Annotated in this window: 14 protein-coding genes and 1 riboswitch; of the genes, 12 read left to right on the forward strand and 2 right to left on the reverse strand. The window is 66.0% G+C overall.

Annotated elements, in window-relative coordinates; genetic code table 11:
• Nucleotides 1–135 precede the first annotated feature (135 nt).
• The 3 genes from NJG22_RS08165 (at nucleotide 136) to NJG22_RS08175 (ending at nucleotide 3,070) form a co-directional block, all read left to right on the forward strand.
• On the forward strand, nucleotides 136–1,059 hold the full coding sequence (locus NJG22_RS08165) for a LysR substrate-binding domain-containing protein (protein WP_253093567.1): 924 nt from the start codon (nucleotides 136–138) through the stop codon (nucleotides 1,057–1,059).
• Between the two features lie 95 nt (nucleotides 1,060–1,154).
• Nucleotides 1,155–1,952, forward strand: a complete 798-nt coding sequence (locus NJG22_RS08170) for an SDR family oxidoreductase (RefSeq protein WP_253093568.1) — start codon at nucleotides 1,155–1,157, stop codon at nucleotides 1,950–1,952.
• A 134-nt stretch (nucleotides 1,953–2,086) separates the two neighbouring features.
• On the forward strand, nucleotides 2,087–3,070 hold the full coding sequence (locus tag NJG22_RS08175) for a zinc-binding dehydrogenase (protein WP_253093569.1): 984 nt from the start codon (nucleotides 2,087–2,089) through the stop codon (nucleotides 3,068–3,070).
• A gap of 209 nt (nucleotides 3,071–3,279) precedes the next feature.
• Here the strand turns inward: NJG22_RS08175 and thpR are convergent, their stop codons facing one another.
• Nucleotides 3,280–3,825, reverse strand: a complete 546-nt coding sequence (gene thpR / locus NJG22_RS08180) for an RNA 2',3'-cyclic phosphodiesterase (protein ID WP_253093570.1) — start codon at nucleotides 3,823–3,825, stop codon at nucleotides 3,280–3,282.
• 215 nt (nucleotides 3,826–4,040) lie between these two features.
• Between thpR and lpxO the strand changes: the two genes are divergently transcribed.
• From lpxO to NJG22_RS08195, 3 genes are all read left to right on the forward strand, one after another.
• The gene (lpxO, locus tag NJG22_RS08185) at nucleotides 4,041–4,940 is read left to right on the forward strand and encodes a lipid A hydroxylase LpxO (protein ID WP_217848352.1); all 900 of its coding nucleotides are present in this window, start codon (nucleotides 4,041–4,043) and stop codon (nucleotides 4,938–4,940) included.
• Nucleotides 4,941–5,080: 140 nt separating this feature from the next.
• Nucleotides 5,081–5,419: a carboxymuconolactone decarboxylase family protein gene (locus NJG22_RS08190; RefSeq protein WP_217848353.1), complete on the forward strand. Its 339-nt coding sequence runs from the start codon at nucleotides 5,081–5,083 to the stop codon at nucleotides 5,417–5,419.
• Nucleotides 5,420–5,497: 78 nt separating this feature from the next.
• Complete coding sequence (locus NJG22_RS08195) at nucleotides 5,498–6,067, forward strand: N-acetyltransferase (RefSeq protein WP_253093571.1); 570 nt, start codon at nucleotides 5,498–5,500, stop codon at nucleotides 6,065–6,067.
• A gap of 117 nt (nucleotides 6,068–6,184) precedes the next feature.
• Here NJG22_RS08195 and NJG22_RS08200 read toward each other — a convergent pair whose 3' ends face one another.
• Nucleotides 6,185–6,931 carry an outer membrane beta-barrel protein gene (locus NJG22_RS08200; RefSeq protein ID WP_253093572.1) on the reverse strand — a complete coding sequence of 249 codons (747 nt, stop codon included), beginning with the start codon at nucleotides 6,929–6,931 and terminating at the stop codon, nucleotides 6,185–6,187.
• A gap of 160 nt (nucleotides 6,932–7,091) precedes the next feature.
• Nucleotides 7,092–7,298, forward strand: a riboswitch (cobalamin riboswitch).
• Between the two features lie 108 nt (nucleotides 7,299–7,406).
• Between NJG22_RS08200 and NJG22_RS08205 the strand changes: the two genes are divergently transcribed.
• From NJG22_RS08205 to NJG22_RS08230, 6 genes are all read left to right on the forward strand, one after another.
• Nucleotides 7,407–9,530, forward strand: coding sequence for a TonB-dependent receptor (locus tag NJG22_RS08205; protein ID WP_253093573.1), 2,124 nt, complete (start codon nucleotides 7,407–7,409; stop codon nucleotides 9,528–9,530).
• A gap of 431 nt (nucleotides 9,531–9,961) precedes the next feature.
• The gene (gene yghU / locus NJG22_RS08210) at nucleotides 9,962–10,801 is read left to right on the forward strand and encodes a glutathione-dependent disulfide-bond oxidoreductase (protein ID WP_253093574.1); all 840 of its coding nucleotides are present in this window, start codon (nucleotides 9,962–9,964) and stop codon (nucleotides 10,799–10,801) included.
• A 219-nt stretch (nucleotides 10,802–11,020) separates the two neighbouring features.
• Entirely contained in the window at nucleotides 11,021–12,724 is a 1,704-nt protein-coding gene (locus NJG22_RS08215; protein ID WP_253093575.1) for an amidase, read from the forward strand.
• A gap of 100 nt (nucleotides 12,725–12,824) precedes the next feature.
• On the forward strand, nucleotides 12,825–13,526 hold the full coding sequence (locus NJG22_RS08220) for a PAS domain-containing protein (RefSeq protein ID WP_253093576.1): 702 nt from the start codon (nucleotides 12,825–12,827) through the stop codon (nucleotides 13,524–13,526).
• 16 nt (nucleotides 13,527–13,542) lie between these two features.
• A complete protein-coding gene (locus tag NJG22_RS08225) occupies nucleotides 13,543–14,460 on the forward strand; it encodes a pyridoxal-phosphate dependent enzyme (protein WP_253093577.1) in 918 nt (305 codons plus the stop codon).
• 347 nt (nucleotides 14,461–14,807) lie between these two features.
• Nucleotides 14,808–15,905 carry a carboxynorspermidine decarboxylase gene (locus NJG22_RS08230; RefSeq protein ID WP_253093578.1) on the forward strand — a complete coding sequence of 366 codons (1,098 nt, stop codon included), beginning with the start codon at nucleotides 14,808–14,810 and terminating at the stop codon, nucleotides 15,903–15,905.
• Nucleotides 15,906–15,931 lie beyond the last annotated feature (26 nt).

Raw genomic sequence — 15,931 nt, forward strand, 5'->3', positions numbered from 1 at the left:
GTCGCCAAGATCGTGCATAGATGTGAGCGTCGGCCGCAGCCAGTGCCAGGTAATAGCTGGACGGGGGACAACCGGCGCTATCAATAAAAGACCCTCAAGGACATAATTACCGCCATACAAGTCCCTGGAGGTCTTATGCAAGATCTACGACAACTGCGCTACTTCGTCGCCGTCGCCGAATGCGAGAACGTCGGCCGCGCCGCCGAACAGCTGCACATTTCCCAGTCCCCCCTGAGCCGGCAGATCGCCCAGCTCGAGGACAACCTCGGCCTGGCGCTGTTCGAACGGCGCAACCAGCGCCTTTACCTGACCAACGACGGCCGCACCTTCCTCGGCGAAGCCCGTGGCCTGCTCAAGCACGCCGAACGCCTGGAGTCCCTGGGCAAGCGCCTGGGCCGTGGCGAGGAAGGCGGCCTGTGCATCGGCTACGTCAACCATGCCATCCATGCCGGGGTGCTGCCCGGCGCGGTACGGGCGATTCGCGGCGAGCGTCCGCAGATCCACATCGCCCTGTACAACATGACGCCCAAGGAACAGTTCGAAGGCCTGCGCCAGCGCAGCCTGGACATCGCCCTGGTGTGCGAGCCGCCACCGGCCAACGACCCGGACCTGCGTTCCCACCCGGTGTTCGACGACCCGATGCTGCTGGCCATCCCCGCCCAGCACCCGCTGGCGAACAAGGCCGAGCTGACCCCAGGCGACCTGCATGAACAGGAGTGGATCATCACCGGTGGCCAGCCCGACCAGGCCAACAAGCGCGACGACTTCATCGCCCGCTGTGGCGATGCCGGGTTCACCCCGCGCCTGTCCCTGGAGGCCACCGACCCGCTGAGCGTGCTCGGCCTGGTATCCGCCGGGCTGGGCCTGGCCATGGTGCAGGGCAGCCTCAGCGCCAGCGTCGGCCCGGCCGTGGTGCTGCGCCAGCTGGACTGGTTCCAGCCCAGCGTGCAGGTATGGGCGGCCTGGCACCAGGTTGACCTGCGGCCGATCGTGGGGATCTTCCGCGAACGGGTGCTGGACCTGGCCGAGCGCGCGCAAACCGCTAAAAAGACCGCGTAGGTCTTAACTCAGTCGAATTGCGTCTTTTACAGTCTTGAAATGCGCGGCTAGCCTTGTCTCCCATCGATGCAACCCACATTCACAGGAGCCATTCCATGAACATCGACCTCGGCGGACGCACCGCCATCATCAGCGGCTCGACCGGCGGTATTGGCCTGGCCATCGCCCGCGGCCTGGCACGCGCCCATGCCGACGTGGTCATCGCCGGCCGTAGCCAGAAGTCGGTCGATGCCGCCCTGGCCGAACTGCGCGCCCAGGGCGGGCGTGGCCAAGTGCATGGCGTGGTCGCCGACCTGGGCAGCGCCGCCGGCGCCCAGACCCTGTTCGCCGCGCACCCCCAGGCCGATATCCTGGTCAACAACTTGGGCATCTACGACGACGTCGACTTCTTCGCAGTGCCAGACAGCGAGTGGGCCCGTTTCTACGAAACCAACGTGCTGTCCGGCGTGCGCCTGTCCCGTCACTATGCCCCGGGCATGGTGGAAAAAGGCTGGGGCCGCATCCTGTTCATCTCCTCGGAGTCGGGCATTGCCATTCCTGCCGACATGATCAACTACGGCGTGACCAAGAGCGCCAACCTGGCGGTCTCCCACGGCCTGGCCAAACGCCTGGCCGGTACCGGCGTCACCGTCAACTCGGTGTTGCCTGGCCCAACCTTCACCGATGGCGTCGCCAACCTGGTCGCCGAAGCCGCCAAGGCCTCGGGCCGCGACGTCCGTGAAGAAGCCGACAACTTCGTGCGCACCGCCCGCCCGAGCTCGATCATCCAGCGCGCCGCCGAAGTGGACGAAGTGGCCCATCTGGTGGTGTACCTGGCCTCGCCGTACTCCTCCGCCACCACCGGCGCAGCCCTGCGGGTCGACGGTGGCGTGGTCGACAGCATGGCTATCTGAGTGTGTGGGGGCGGGCTATCCCGCCCCTATGCATTGATGACTTTCATTCAAGACACCTTGGCAGCAGACGCACTGTTTCCCACCGCACCTACCGCGCTAGCCTGCCCCGCCATTTCCTGCCACAAGGACCGAGCATGCCCAATGACCATCAAGCCTGGGGCTGGACCCCTGGTGCCGGCCTCGACGGCCTGCAGTTGATCCGCAAACCCCTGCCTACCCCCGGCCCCGGCCAGGTACTGGTGGCCAACCAGGCCATCGCCCTCAACCCGGTGGACTGGAAGATCTGCGAATGGGGCCACGCCGATTGGCGCCAGGGCACCGTGCCGGGTGTCGACGGTGCCGGGCTCGTGGTGGCCGTGGGCGAAGGCGTCGACCTGCCGCTGGGCAGCCGCGTCGCCTATCACCAGTCGCTGTCGCGCGACGGCAGTTTCGCCGAACACTGCCTGCTCGACGCCAGCCTGCTGATGCACATCCCTGCCAACCTCGACATCGCCGCTGCGGCCGCGGTGCCATGCCCGGCGCTGACCGCCTGGCAAGCGCTGGCCAAGGTCGCCGAGGGTGCCTCGCGCGATGTGCTGGTGATCGGCGCGGGCGGCGCGGTGGCGTTCTACCTGGTGCAGTTGGCCGTGCAACGTGGCTTGCAGGTATGGGCCACGGCCGGGCAGCAACACCATGCACGCCTGCGCGAACTGGGCGTGGCCGGGGTGTTCGACTACCGCGCCGATGATTGGCAAGGGGCCCTTCAGCAGGCCCTCGGCGAGCGCCCGCTGCATGCGCTGTTCGACACCGTCAGTGGTGCCCACGCGGCCAGCCTGGCCCACCTGCTGGGCTACAACGGCCACCTGGTGTGCATTCAGGATCGTCAGGAGCAAGCGCCGCTGCCAGCTTTCAGCAGCGCGATCTCGTTGCATGAGGTGGCGCTCAACAGCGTCCATGTCCATGGCCGTCTGCTTGACCGCCAGGCGCTGAAAGCCGAGGGAGAGCGCTTGTTGCAGGCGGTTGCCGATGGCCGCTTGTTGGCGCCGGTGCGCCAGGACTTTGCCTTCGAGGAACTGCCGGCGGCGTTGCGTCAGCTCAAGGATGGCAGCCGTGTCGGTAAGTGGGTGACGCGGCTGTAAGGCTGGAGTGCGCGCCACCCGCGCGGCCAGTTCCCCTGTAGGAACCAGGCGACGCGTCGCCTGGCGCCGGCGTCGCGGGTGTTCGCGGGCAAGCCCGCTCCTACAGGTACCGAGGCAAGACCCCACATCGGCCACTCCGAGGCCCTACTCGTACAGGCCAAGGCCTTGACCAGGCGCTGTTCGAGGGGCGCGACACTGCCGCGTGAGCATCAATCCCCCAGGGGCCACTCAGCCAACGGCCAGTAGCGCCCCTTGCGCGACTCGTACAGGGTGAAGTGCCGCGCCACGAGGAAGAACTGCGGCGCTTGCCCGGCTTCCGGCACCTGGCCGCGATAGTCCCGCGACAGGGTCAGGTGCGGCCGGTACTCGCGCAGCGGCGCCGCGATGCCCAAGGGCAGCAGCGCCTGGTGCAGGGCGTACACCAGCTGGCGCAGGGCGACGGGCGCCTGCTCCGGCGCCAGCACCAGGGCAGCGGCACGCGGCCACACCTGCAAGCGGTCCAGCACCACGCGCAACGGCGCCTGCGGGCGGCTCACCCGTTCGACCGCAGCGCAGATCGCCGGCACCTGGGCCGCGTCGACATCGCCTAAAAACACCAGGGTCACGTGGAAGTTCTCGGCCGGCACCGGCTTACCGCTGCGCAGGCCCAGGCCTCGGCGCCATTGCGCCAGGGCCCGGCACTGCGCAGCGGCGACCGGCAGGGCGAAGAACAGGCGCTTGAAGGGCGCCCCGCTTGGGCGTGCATCCTGGACCATGTGGCGCTCCTTGGCAGCGGATCGAAGGTTCGAGTGTACCGTCCTGGCCATCGGAAAAGGCTGAACAACCTGTTGAATCGTTTACGCAACCTGTAGGCCATCCCACCTAAGTCGCGGGGATTTGTCGCAACAATAGGTACAAACCCAGCCCACGATTGTTTATGCTGGCGGGCTTAAGCCATGGCGCATGGCCATTTTTCGACAAGTAAACGTCCATGAAAATTGCACTCGTACTGATCTTCGTATGCTCGATCGCCTATGTTCACCTGCGCGGTCGGGTTCGCCACAAACTGACTCGCCAGCTGGGTGACCACTCCAGTTTCCTGGCCCCGGTCAACGCCTTCCTCTACCTGTTCTCCAAGCACCCGGCCAAGCCGTACCTGCCGGTGGAGGCCTTCCCCGAGCTGAAGGTGCTGCAGGACCACTGGCAGGAAATCCGCGCGGAAGGCCAACAGCTGCTGCAGGCCGGCGAGATCAAGAAGTCCGACAACTATGACGATGTCGGCTTCAACTCGTTCTTCAAGACCGGCTGGAAACGCTTCTACCTGAAGTGGTACGGCGAGAGCCACCCTTCGGCGATGACCCTGTGCCCACGCACCACCGAACTGCTGCAAGGCATCGGCTCGGTCAAGGCGGCGATGTTCGCCACCTTGCCGCCGGGCGCCAAGCTGGTGCGCCACCGCGACCCCTACGCCGGTTCCTACCGCTACCACCTGGGCCTGGATACGCCCAACGACGACGGCTGCTACATCGACGTCGACGGCGAGAAGTACTCCTGGCGCGACGGCGAGGGCGTAGTGTTCGACGAAACCTACATCCACTACGCCGCCAACACCACCGAGCACAACCGCATCATCCTGTTCTGCGACGTCGAGCGCCCGCTCAAGTACCGCTGGGCGAGCGCCTTCAACCGTTGGTTCAGCCGCAACGTCATGGCCGCCGCCGCCGCACCCAACGACGCCAGCGACAAGACCGGCGGCATCAACCGCCTGTTCACCCGCATCTACAAGATCCGTGAACGCGGCAAGGCCATGAAAAAGCGCAACCGCACCCGCTACTACCTGGAAAAGTGGGCAGTGGTCGCGGCGCTGGTGCTGGTCTTCATCTACATCTGATCCACATTCGCAAACCGGCTCCTGCCTATCCGCAGGAGCCGGCCTTCGCGTAACCCGCCCTCACGCTGCGCCTCTCCCCCGAACAGCCCACTTTCGTCTAGCCTGAAAGCTCCTGTTGCCAACCTCGCAAGGTGAACACGATGAGCATGATGGACTGGGACGCCTACCGTAAGCAGTTGATGGCCGGCATCGGCGATCTCAAGCAGCTCTCCCCCGATACCGTGGCCGGCTACATGACCGCCAGCGGCGCCGGGGCCAAGACCAACCACCTGGATGCCAAGACCCGCGAACTGATCTCCCTGGCCGTGGCCGTCACCACCCGCTGCGACGGCTGCATCGCCGTGCACTCGCAGCAGGCGGTCAAGCACGGCGCCAGCCGCGAGGAAATCGCCGAGGCCCTGGGGGTGGCGGTGGCGATGAATGCTGGCGCCGCGCTGGTCTACTCGGCCCGGGCCCTGGATGCCGTGGGCAAGGCCTGACCCGGTCAGGCGTCGCCGCCCTTGCGCGGCGGCGCCGCGCCGCCCAGACTGAGCGGCTCAGTACCCGCAGGAACCGCCATGATCCAGATCCGCCCCATGACCCCGGAAGATTTCGAACGCTTCTGGCCGACCTTCCAGGCCATCGTCCAGGCCCGCCAGACCTACGCCTTCGACCCCGGGCTCGACTTCGAGCGGGCCCGCGCGCTGTGGCTGGAAACCCCGCTGCGCACGCTGGTGGCCGAGGAAAACGGCGAACTGCTCGGCTCGTATTTTCTCAAGGCCAATGCCAGCGGACCCGGCTCGCACGTGGGCAACTGCGGCTACATGGTCTGTGAAGGCGCCCGTGGCCGCGGCGTGGCCAGGTTGATGTGCGAGCACTCGCAGAAACTCGCCCGCCAGGAAGGCTTCCTGGCCCTGCAGTTCAACTCGGTGGTGGCGACCAACGAGGTGGCCGTGGCGCTATGGCACAAGCTTGGCTTCGAGACGGTCGGGCGCTTGCCCAAGGCCTATCGCCATGCCGAACTGGGGTTGGTGGACAGCCTGGTGATGTACAAGTGGCTGGCCGATGAGCCAGTGCTGGAGAAACCGCCGCTGTTGATTGGCCGCAAGAATATCGAGGCGCGGGTATCACGCCGGCGCGGTCGCTGAGCGGCACGCCAGAGGCCTAGGCGCCGGTTTGCCGGCGAACTCGGGTGCACGCGGCGCCGGGTTCGCCAGCAAGGCTGGCGCCTACCGATTGCGAGGCGGGTGAGTTCGTTCAGGCGCTTAGAACGCCAACCCCACCTTCACCCCGAACTCGTCCCGCTTGAGCTTGGTGTTGTCCGCCACCGGGGTGTCCTCGTCGAGCTTGTACTCGGTGCGGGTGTAGTACGCCCCCAGTTGCACTGGCATGCCGCCCTGCTGGTTCATCAGCAAGGTGACCTCGGCATAGGGGTTGGTGCGGTCCTTCATGTCGACACTGTCGCTGCCGTAGTCATCGACCTTCAGCCGCGCACGGCCATCGATGGTACGCCGCGCCCCTACTTCCACGCGCAGGGTCGAGGCGTCGAACTGGTGGTTGTAGCCCAGCGCCGCCTTGGCGAATGGCGACTTGTAGGTCAGCCGCGTATCGAGGTCGTTGATCTCGGGTTCGAAGCGCGTCCAGCTGTAGCCGCCGCCCAGCGTCAGGTCGACGAAGTTGCGCGCATCCAGCGCGGCGCGCCAGCCCAGGTCCAGGTCGGCCTGGGCCTCCTTGAGCTTGTTGTCGCTCTTCTTGCCGTACTTGGCCTCGGCACCGATCTGGTAGATGAAGCCAGATTCGGCGGTCATCTTGTTGCCGAAGGTGGCGAACACGCCGCCCTGGCCCATGTGTTCCTTGTCCGATTCGCTGCCGCCCTCGAACTTGAACTTGTCGTAGGCGCCCAGCAAGCCGAGGGTGAACAGCGGATCGCTGCTCGGCGCCGCAGTGGCGGCCAGGGGCGCGCCGAGCAAGGCCAACAGGCAGGAATGACGCAGCAGGTTACGGGTAAACATGCGCAGAAGTCTCCATGACGTGAATGAATGAGCAACGACCGGTTCGAGACAACGCCATTGGCGAAAGTTCGAAAAAATTTCGACAAATACCGCTAACTCGCTAAGGCGTCACAGATTTTGCGTTCATTCAAACGATTGACTCGCTGCCGGTTCGATGATCAGATGCGCGCCAGTTTCAGGTGTCCTGCGCCGCCGCGCGCAGGGTGAAACGGGAAGCCGGTGCGTCGTTTTCAACGACAAGTCCGGCGCTGCCCCCGCAACGGTAAGCGAGCGAAACCTTCGACACACCACTGTGCACAGGCATGGGAAGGTGAAGGCTTCATGACCCTCGCAAGCCCGGAGACCGGCCTGAGGCTTCACTTGGCAACCCGCGGTGGGCGGGCGCAGGCCGGTATCCGCGTGCGCGCCTGCCTACGCGGTTCGCCTTTGCGTGTTCTCCACCGGGATCCATTCATTCCTGCAGCAGTGGAACGACATGTCCCGATTCAACAAGCTTCACACCCTGGCGGCCTGCCTGGCCGTGTCCCTGCCAGCGCTGGCCGACGAACAGCCCGGCGCCTCCCTGACCCTGCCCGCCACCGCCATCACCGACAAGCGTGAGCCGCAGGCCGTCGACCTGGCCACCCCGAGCCAAGCCGGCTCGCGCCTGAACCTCAGCGCCCTGGAAACGCCGGCCAGCACCAGCACCCTCACCACGGCGCAGATCCAGGGGCGCAACAACCAGACCGTGCAGGACGCCGTGACCCGCTCGCCGGGCATCACCTTCATCGGCACCCCGGGCGACGGCGGCACCGGCCTGTCGGCACGCGGCTTCACAGGCCAGAGCTCGGTGATGACCCTGTTCGATGGCGCGCGCCTGTACGCCGGTGCCGGCACCCTCACCTACCCGGTCGACCCATGGATGGTCGAGCGCATCGAGGTGATCCGCGGCCCGGCCTCGGTGCTGCATGGCGAAGGCGCCACCGGCGCGGTGGTCAACGTAATCCCGAAAAAACCCTTCAGTGGTGACATTCGCAACCACCTGCGCCTGGGTTACGGCTCCTGGGACCGCCAGCAGCTCGGCCTGGACAGCGGCGGCAGCCTCAGCGAACACCTGAGCTATCGCCTGACCCTGAACCAGCAGGCCGGCAACGGTTGGGTCGACCGCACTGACTCACGCAGCCTGGCACTGTCGGCCGCACTGCGCTTGGACGCCACGCACGACCTGAGCTTCACCCTGTCCCACGAGCGCGGCGACGCGCAGCCGGCCAACTACTACGGCACCCCGCTGATCGACGGCCACCTGCGCAGCAGCCTGCGCAAGAAGAACTACAACGTCGGCAACGACCAGCAGCGCTACCACGACGAGTGGACACGGCTGACCAGCGACTGGCAGATCAACGACAGCCTCAGCGCCAGCAACCAGCTGTACTACATCAAGAGCCGCCGGCACTGGCGCAATGCCGAGGAGTACAGCTGGGATGGCGCCAGCGGGCAGATCCTGCGTGGCAGTTTCCTTGAGATCAAGCACAACCAGGAACAGATCGGCGACCTGCAGAGCTTCACCTTCGACCATTCGCTGTTCGGGCTGGCCAGCAAGACCGTGGTCGGGGCGCAGTACAACAAGATTCGTTTCAATGTCGACAGCAACTCGCCGTACAACGACGACAGCAAGGACCCGCTCGACCCTTGGCAGCCCGCCCCCGGCGGTTTCCACAGTGGCTCGCCGCTGCGCCCGCAGATGCTGTCCAAAACCAGCACCTTTAGTCTTTTTGCGGAAAACAGAACGCAACTGACCGAGCGCCTGTCGTTGGTCACCGGGGTGCGCCGCGACCAGAACCATATCGACCGCGACGACCTCACCAACGACACCCGCAACGACCGCAGCCTGCGCGGCGGCAACTGGCGTGCCGGGCTGGTGTTCGCCGTCAGCGACGACCTGTCGCTGTATGGCCAGTACTCCACCAGCGAGGATGGCGTCGGCGACCTGCTGACCTTGCGCCCCGAGCAGCGCCTGGATCTGACCGAAGCCAAGCAGACCGAGCTGGGCTTGAAACAGCGTTTCTGGGAGGGGCGCGGCGAGTGGACGCTGGCGGCGTACCACATCGTCAAGAAAAAGCTGCCGGTCTATGACGTGGTGACCAAGGGCAGCCAACAAGCCGGCCAGCAGACCTCCGACGGGCTCGAAGCCAGCCTGGAGCTGGCCCTGGGCAACCAGTGGCAGGTGTCGGCGAACGCCGCACTGCTGCGGGCCAAGTACGATGATTTCCTGCAGCGCAGCGGTGGCGTGGTGTACGACCGGGCCGGCAATCGTCCGCAAGACGTCCCGCGCCGCACCGCCAACCTGTGGTTGAGCAAAGGCTTCGGTCAAACTGTCGACGCCGGTATCGGCCTGCGCTATGTGGACGCGCGCTACACCAGTGCCGCCAACGACGCCCAGGTGCCGGGCTACAGCGTGGTCGACGCCAACCTTGGCTGGCAAGTGCTGCCCGATGTACGCCTGGGGCTGCAGGTGAACAACCTGTTCGACCGCCAGTACGCCCAGTCCAGCTACAGCGGCGAGCAGTGGCTGCTGGGGGCGCCCAGGTCGTACTTCGCCACGGTCGACTACAGCTTCTAGGCCCCCCGCCATGCGCTACTCCTGTAGGAGCCAGCTGGCTGGCGAACCAGGCGACGCGGAGGATGGCACCGGCTGCGCCGGTGTTCGCCGGCAAGCCGGCTCCTACAATGGTTACGGCCTGCAATACCCGTAGCCAGCTTGCTGGCGAAGCAGGCGACGCGATGGATGGCACCGGCTATGCCGGTGTTCGCCGGCAAGCCGGCTCCTACAGGTTTGCGGCGCCCCCCACCCCGTAGGCGCCAGCCTTGCTGGCGAACCAGGCGGCGCGGTGCCTCTGGCGCTTGGCGGGGTTGCGTCACACCTGAGCCAACCTGTAAAGCTTCGCCGTTCGATATCAGTTATGCATCGATTGCATTTGTCCCTCGCGCCGAACCCATGGCATGAATGCAGGTCCACGCCTTTACTTGGCCGCATTCCAGGAGATTCCGCGCATGAGCAAGTCCGAGTACATTCCGCCCAAGGTCTGGACCCACCAGGCCCCCTCCGGAGGCCAGTTCGCCAGCATCAACCGCCCCGTCGCCGGCCCCACCCACGACACACCGCTGCCGCTCGGCAAGCAGCCGCTGCAGCTTTACTCGCTGGCCACGCCCAACGGCGTCAAGGTCACCATCCTCCTGGAAGAGCTGCTCGCCCTCGGCCACACCGGCGCCGAATACGACGCCTGGTTGATCCGCATCGGTGAAGGCGACCAGTTCGGCAGCGGCTTCGTCGCGGTCAACCCGAACTCGAAGATTCCCGCCCTGCTCGACAATAGCGTCGAACCGCCCGTGCGGGTATTCGAGTCCGGCTCGATCCTGCTGTACCTAGCCGAAAAATTCGGCGCCTTGCTGCCCCAGGCACCGGCCGCGCGCACCGAGAGCCTGAACTGGCTGTTCTGGCAGATGGGCTCGGCCCCCTACCTGGGCGGCGGTTTCGGCCACTTCTATGTGTATGCGCCAGAGAAGTTCGAATACCCCATCAACCGCTTCACCATGGAAGCCAAGCGTCAGCTCGACGTGCTCGAGCAGCGCCTGGCCGAAAGCCCCTACCTGGGCGGCGACCAATACAGCATCGCCGACATCGCCGTATGGCCCTGGTATGGCCAGCTGGTGCGCGGCAACCTGTATGGCGCGGCGGAGTTTCTTGCCGTCCATGAATACCCGCATGTACAGCGCTGGGCCGAAGCCATCGCCCAGCGCCCGGCCGTGCAGCGCGGCACCCGGGTCAACCGCACCTGGGGCGACGAGGCCAGCCAGGTGCCAGAGCGTCATTCGGCCACCGACCTGGACTGAGCCTGGGCAAGCGGCCCCGCCGACCTGTGTTCAACGCTGGAACCCTAGGGCTGCTGCGCAGCCCCAGGGGGCACAAGGCCACTCCTGCAAGGAATGCCCAACACCACCAGAGTGCCGCGCTGCAACGAAGCATTTCCCCACTGCATGCCTGCGTGTGGCAAGACCTTCTTGCTACACTCGCCACCATGATTTTTCCACCTGCACAACTGTGGTGACAGCATGATCGAGGTAACCGAGGTTTCCATTGCCGAGCTGCGCGAAGCGCTCGAGTCCGGCCGCACGACCGCCGTCGAACTGGTCAAGGCCTATCTGGCGCGCATCGACGCCTATGATGGCAAGGACACCGCCACGGCACTCAACGCCGTGGTGGTGCGCAACCCTGAAGCCCTGAAGGAAGCCGAAGCCTCCGACGCCCGTCGTGCTAGTGGCACGACGCTCGGCCCGCTGGACGGCATCCCCTACACCGCCAAGGACAGCTACCTGGTCAAGGGCCTGACCGCCGCCTCCGGCAGCCCAGCCTTCAAGGACCTGGTCGCCCAGCGCGACGCCTTCACCGTCGAGCGCCTGCGCGCTGGCGGCGCCATCTGCCTGGGCAAGACCAACATGCCGCCCATGGCCAACGGCGGCATGCAGCGCGGCGTTTATGGCCGCGCCGAAAGCCCGTACAACGCCCACTACCTGACCGCGCCCTTCGCTTCCGGCTCCTCCAACGGCGCCGGCACCGCCACCGCCGCCAGCTTCAGCGCCTTCGGCCTGGCCGAGGAAACCTGGTCCAGCGGCCGTGGCCCCGCGTCGAACAATGGCCTGTGCGCCTACACCCCATCGCGCGGGGTGATCTCGGTGCGCGGCAACTGGCCACTGACGCCGACCATGGACGTGGTGGTGCCCTACGCCCGGACCATGGCCGACCTGCTGGAAATCCTCGACGTGGTGGTGGCCGACGACGCCGACCCACGCGGCGACCTGTGGCGCCTGCAGCCGTGGGTGCCGATCCCGGCCGCCTCCAGCGTGCGCCCGCAGTCGTACCTGGCGCTGGCAGTGACTGCCGACTCGCTCAAGGGCAAGCGCTTCGCCGTGCCGCGCATGTACATCAATGCCGACCCCGAGGCCGGCACGTCCGAAAAGCCCGGCATCGGCGGCCCGACCGGCCAGCGCATCAACACCCGTGCCAGCGTGATCGAACTGTGGAACCAGGCCCGCCAGGCCCTGGAAGCGGCCGGCGCCGAAGTGGTCGAGACCGACTTCCCGCTGGTTTCCAACTGCGAAGGCGACCGTCCGGGCGCGCCGACCGTGTTCAACCGCGGCATCGTCAGCAAGGAGTTCCTCCATGACGAGTTGTGGGAGCTGTCTGGCTGGGCCTTCGACGACTTCCTGCGCGCCAACGACGATCCCAAGCTCAACCGCCTGGCCGATGTCGACGGCCCGCAGATCTTCCCCCACGACCCGGGCACCCTGCCCAACCGTGAGGATGACCTGGCTGCCGGCATGGATGAATACGTCAACATGGCCAAGCGCGGTCTGAAGACCTGGGACCAGATCGCCACCCTGCCCGACGGCCTGCGCGGCCTGGAAGCCACCCGCAAGCTCGACCTGGAAGACTGGATGGACGCCCAGGGCCTGGACGCCGTGCTGTTCCCCACCGTGGCCGATGTCGGCCCGGCGGATGCCGATATCAACCCCGAGTCGGCGGACATCGCCTGGAGCAACGGGATTTGGGTGGCCAACGGCAACCTGGCGATTCGTCACCTGGGGGTGCCGACCGTCACCGTGCCGATGGGCGTAATGGCCGATATCGGCATGCCGGTGGGGCTGACCTTCGCCGGCAAGGCCTACAGCGACAACAATCTGTTGAAATTCGCGGCGGCCTTCGAAGCGACCGGTTCGCGCCGGATGATTCCTCCGCGCACCCCAAAACTCAGCTGATCCCTAGCCGCAGGCTGACCCTGCGACACTGCCGAACAACACTCGCCAAATTCAATTCGTTGTGTAAAATTCAACACAATATTGAATATGGCGAGTTCCCATGCCCCCTTTCGATCCCCGCTTCGAACGCCAACTCACCCTCACCGTCCTCAAGGCTACCCTCCAGGCCTTGGGCAGCGTCGTACCCAACAACCTGGAAATCCTCCTGCACGACCTCGACCACCCGGAGCGCTCCGTGGTGGCTATCGTCAATGGCCATCTTTCTGGCCGCCAGGTCGGCAGCCCGATCCTCGCCGCCCCTGAACAGGACCAGGGCTTCAAGGCGCTGATGCGAGCCACGGTCGAGCAGCACGGCTGCGACCCCGTGGTGCTGCCCGACTACCCCACCACCCTCAAGGGCCGCGCCCTGCGCAGCGCCACGGCGATTTTCCGCGACAGCACAGGCCACCCTTTCGCCAGTTTGTGCGTAAACAGCGACATCACCGGCCTCGAGGCGGCCATGACCTTCCTCCAGCACTTCCAGCCGCTCGGCGCGACCTGTGGCACCGCAGTCAACAGCGAGCCGGCAGACATGAGCGTGCTGATGGCCGAGATCATCCAGGACGCCTTGCAACGCAGCGGCCAGGGCCGGATGAACAAGCAGGCCAAGGTCGAGGCCGTGCGGGTGATGCAGGAGCGCGGCCTGTTCATCGTCAAGGGCGGCGTCGAGAAGGCCGCCGAGGCCCTCGGCGTCACCCGCTACACCGTCTACAACTACCTGGAGCAACTGCGTGGCGACCAGCCCGCGGTTGCCCGTGACTGAGCCCCCGGAGGCCGCCATGCCGTTGCACATCCATACCCCGCTGATCGAATCCCGCCCGCTGTCGCTCTGCGCCAAGCGCCCGGTCTGGCTCAAGCTCGAGGCCCTGCAACCCTGCGGCTCGTTCAAGCTGCGCGGGGTCGGGCATGCCTGTGAAGTGCAGCAGGGTCGCGGCGCCCGGCACTTTGTCTCGTCCTCCGGCGGCAACGCCGGGCTGGCCGTGGCCTACGCCGGGCGCAAGCTGGGCGTGCCGGTGACCGTCGTGGTGCCCGAGACCACCACCGAGCGTGCCAAGCAGCTGTTGCACCTGGAGCAGGCCAGCGTGGTGGTGCAAGGCAGCTCCTGGCAGGAGGCCAACCAGCATGCGCAGACCCTGCTGGGGCCCGGTGATGCCTTCATCCATCCGTTCGACGACCCGCTGCTGTGGGCCGGCCATGCCAGCATGATCGACGAAGTCGCCGAGGCAGGCGTGCGGCCCGATGCCGTGGTGCTGTCGGTAGGTGGCGGCGGCCTGCTGTGCGGGGTGGTCGAAGGCCTGCGGCGCAATGGCTGGCAGGATGTACCGGTGCTGGCGGTGGAGACCGAAGGCGCCGCATCGTTGCACGCAGCCATGGCCGCCGGGCACACCGTCGAGCTGCCGACCATCGCCTCGGTGGCGACGTCGCTGGGCGCCAAGCGGGTGGCCGAGCAGGCACTGGCCTGCACCCGCGAGCATCCGGTGCACAGCTACCTGGTCAGCGACCGTGAGGCGCTCCAGGCGTGCGAACAGCTGCTGCTCGATCACCGCTTGCTGGTGGAGCCCGCCTGCGGCGCGGCGCTGGCCTTGCTGGCACGGCCCGAGGCGCTGGCGGCCTATGACAATGTCCTGGTGATCGTCTGCGGCGGCGCCACTGCCACGCTGGAGCAGATCCACACCTGGCTCGCCCAGGCGCAGTAGTGCCTGATGCGCCAGCATGCTGTTGGTCGCCCACAGGAATGACCCTGAGCAACAGCGCCAAGGAAGCCACGGGCGCCCTGCCCCGCAGGAGCCAGCCTTGCTGGCGAACCAGGCGACGCGGAAGATGGCACCGGCTGCGCCGGTGTTCGCCGGCAAGCCGGCGCCTACAGCATGAGCCCAGCCAAACGGCGCCTCACAGCCGGGCCGCTCAGGATGGTCACATTAGCCTGTTCAACTGAGCGTGCGCCGGCGCCTCGGACGAAATGCGCCCCGTGCCCTTTCGTACCGCGACAAGTGAAGGCACAATGCGTGTCCTTTTTTTGGCCGGCCTGGCCGGGGGCCTTTAAATGATCAAGACACCGTACTACCTCATCGATAAACAGAAACTGCTGGGCAACATGGAAAAGATCGCCTATGTCCGCCAGCAGTCCGGGGCCAAGGCCCTGCTCGCCCTCAAGTGCTTCGCTACCTGGTCGGTGTTCGACCTGATGCAGCAGTACATGGACGGCACCACTTCGTCCTCGCTGTTCGAGCTCAAGCTCGGCCGCCAGAAGTTCGCCGGCGAAACCCACGCCTACAGCGTGGCCTGGGCCGACGATGAAGTCGAAGAGATGCTCGAAAACTGCGACAAGATCATCTTCAACTCCATCGGCCAGCTCGAGCGCTTCGCCGAGCAATCCGCAGGCAAGGTACGCGGCCTGCGCGTCAACCCGCAGGTGAGCAGCTCCGACTACCTGCTGGCCGACCCGGCGCGTCCGTTCAGCCGCCTGGGCGAATGGGACCCGGAAAAGATCGAGAAGGTGATCGAGAAGATCTCCGGCTTCATGTTCCACAACAACTGCGAGAACGGTGACTTCGGCCTGTTCGACAAGATGCTCAGCCACATCGAAGAGCGCTTCGGCCACCTGCTGCACAAGGTCGAATGGGTCAGCCTCGGTGGTGGCATCCACTTCACCGGCGAAGATTACGCGGTAGACGCCTTCTGCGCGCGCCTGAAGCAGTTCTCGCAAACCTACGGCGTGCAGGTGTACCTGGAGCCGGGCGAAGCGGCCATCACCAACAGCGCCTCGCTGGAAGTGACCGTGCTCGACACCCTGTACAACGGCAAGCACCTGGCCGTGGTCGACAGCTCGATCGAAGCGCATCTGCTCGACCTGCTGATCTACCGCCTCAACGCCAAGATGGCCCCCAACGATGGCGCGCACACCTACATGGTCTGCGGCAAATCGTGCCTGGCCGGCGATATCTTCGGCGAGTATCAGTTCGACAAGCCGCTGCAGATTGGTGACCGCCTGTCGTTCGTCGACACGGCCGGCTACACCATGGTCAAGAAAAACTGGTTCAACGGTCTGAAAATGCCGTCGATCGCGGTCAAGCAGCTCGACGGCAGCGTCGAGGTGGTGCGCGAATTCGGCTTCGACGACTACGTTTCCAGCCTGTCCTGACGGGCAGGCCTTTTCAGTAAGGAGCA

Origin of the sequence: Pseudomonas sp. VA159-2, from assembly GCF_024126635.1 — a bacterium.
Lineage (GTDB): Bacteria > Pseudomonadota > Gammaproteobacteria > Pseudomonadales > Pseudomonadaceae > Aquipseudomonas > Aquipseudomonas muyukensis.

Coding starts and splice junctions, on each gene's coding strand:
- NJG22_RS08165 (WP_253093567.1), top strand. CDS start 136: ATGCAAGATCTACGACAACTGCGCTACTTCGTCGCCGTCGCCGAATGC.
- NJG22_RS08225 (WP_253093577.1), top strand. CDS start 13,543: ATGCCGTTGCACATCCATACCCCGCTGATCGAATCCCGCCCGCTGTCG.
- NJG22_RS08170 (WP_253093568.1), top strand. CDS start 1,155: ATGAACATCGACCTCGGCGGACGCACCGCCATCATCAGCGGCTCGACC.
- NJG22_RS08205 (WP_253093573.1), top strand. CDS start 7,407: ATGTCCCGATTCAACAAGCTTCACACCCTGGCGGCCTGCCTGGCCGTG.
- lpxO (WP_217848352.1), top strand. CDS start 4,041: ATGAAAATTGCACTCGTACTGATCTTCGTATGCTCGATCGCCTATGTT.
- NJG22_RS08195 (WP_253093571.1), top strand. CDS start 5,498: ATGATCCAGATCCGCCCCATGACCCCGGAAGATTTCGAACGCTTCTGG.
- NJG22_RS08215 (WP_253093575.1), top strand. CDS start 11,021: ATGATCGAGGTAACCGAGGTTTCCATTGCCGAGCTGCGCGAAGCGCTC.
- NJG22_RS08175 (WP_253093569.1), top strand. CDS start 2,087: ATGCCCAATGACCATCAAGCCTGGGGCTGGACCCCTGGTGCCGGCCTC.
- yghU (WP_253093574.1), top strand. CDS start 9,962: ATGAGCAAGTCCGAGTACATTCCGCCCAAGGTCTGGACCCACCAGGCC.
- thpR (WP_253093570.1), bottom strand. CDS start 3,825: ATGGTCCAGGATGCACGCCCAAGCGGGGCGCCCTTCAAGCGCCTGTTC.
- NJG22_RS08230 (WP_253093578.1), top strand. CDS start 14,808: ATGATCAAGACACCGTACTACCTCATCGATAAACAGAAACTGCTGGGC.
- NJG22_RS08190 (WP_217848353.1), top strand. CDS start 5,081: ATGAGCATGATGGACTGGGACGCCTACCGTAAGCAGTTGATGGCCGGC.
- NJG22_RS08200 (WP_253093572.1), bottom strand. CDS start 6,931: ATGTTTACCCGTAACCTGCTGCGTCATTCCTGCCTGTTGGCCTTGCTC.
- NJG22_RS08220 (WP_253093576.1), top strand. CDS start 12,825: ATGCCCCCTTTCGATCCCCGCTTCGAACGCCAACTCACCCTCACCGTC.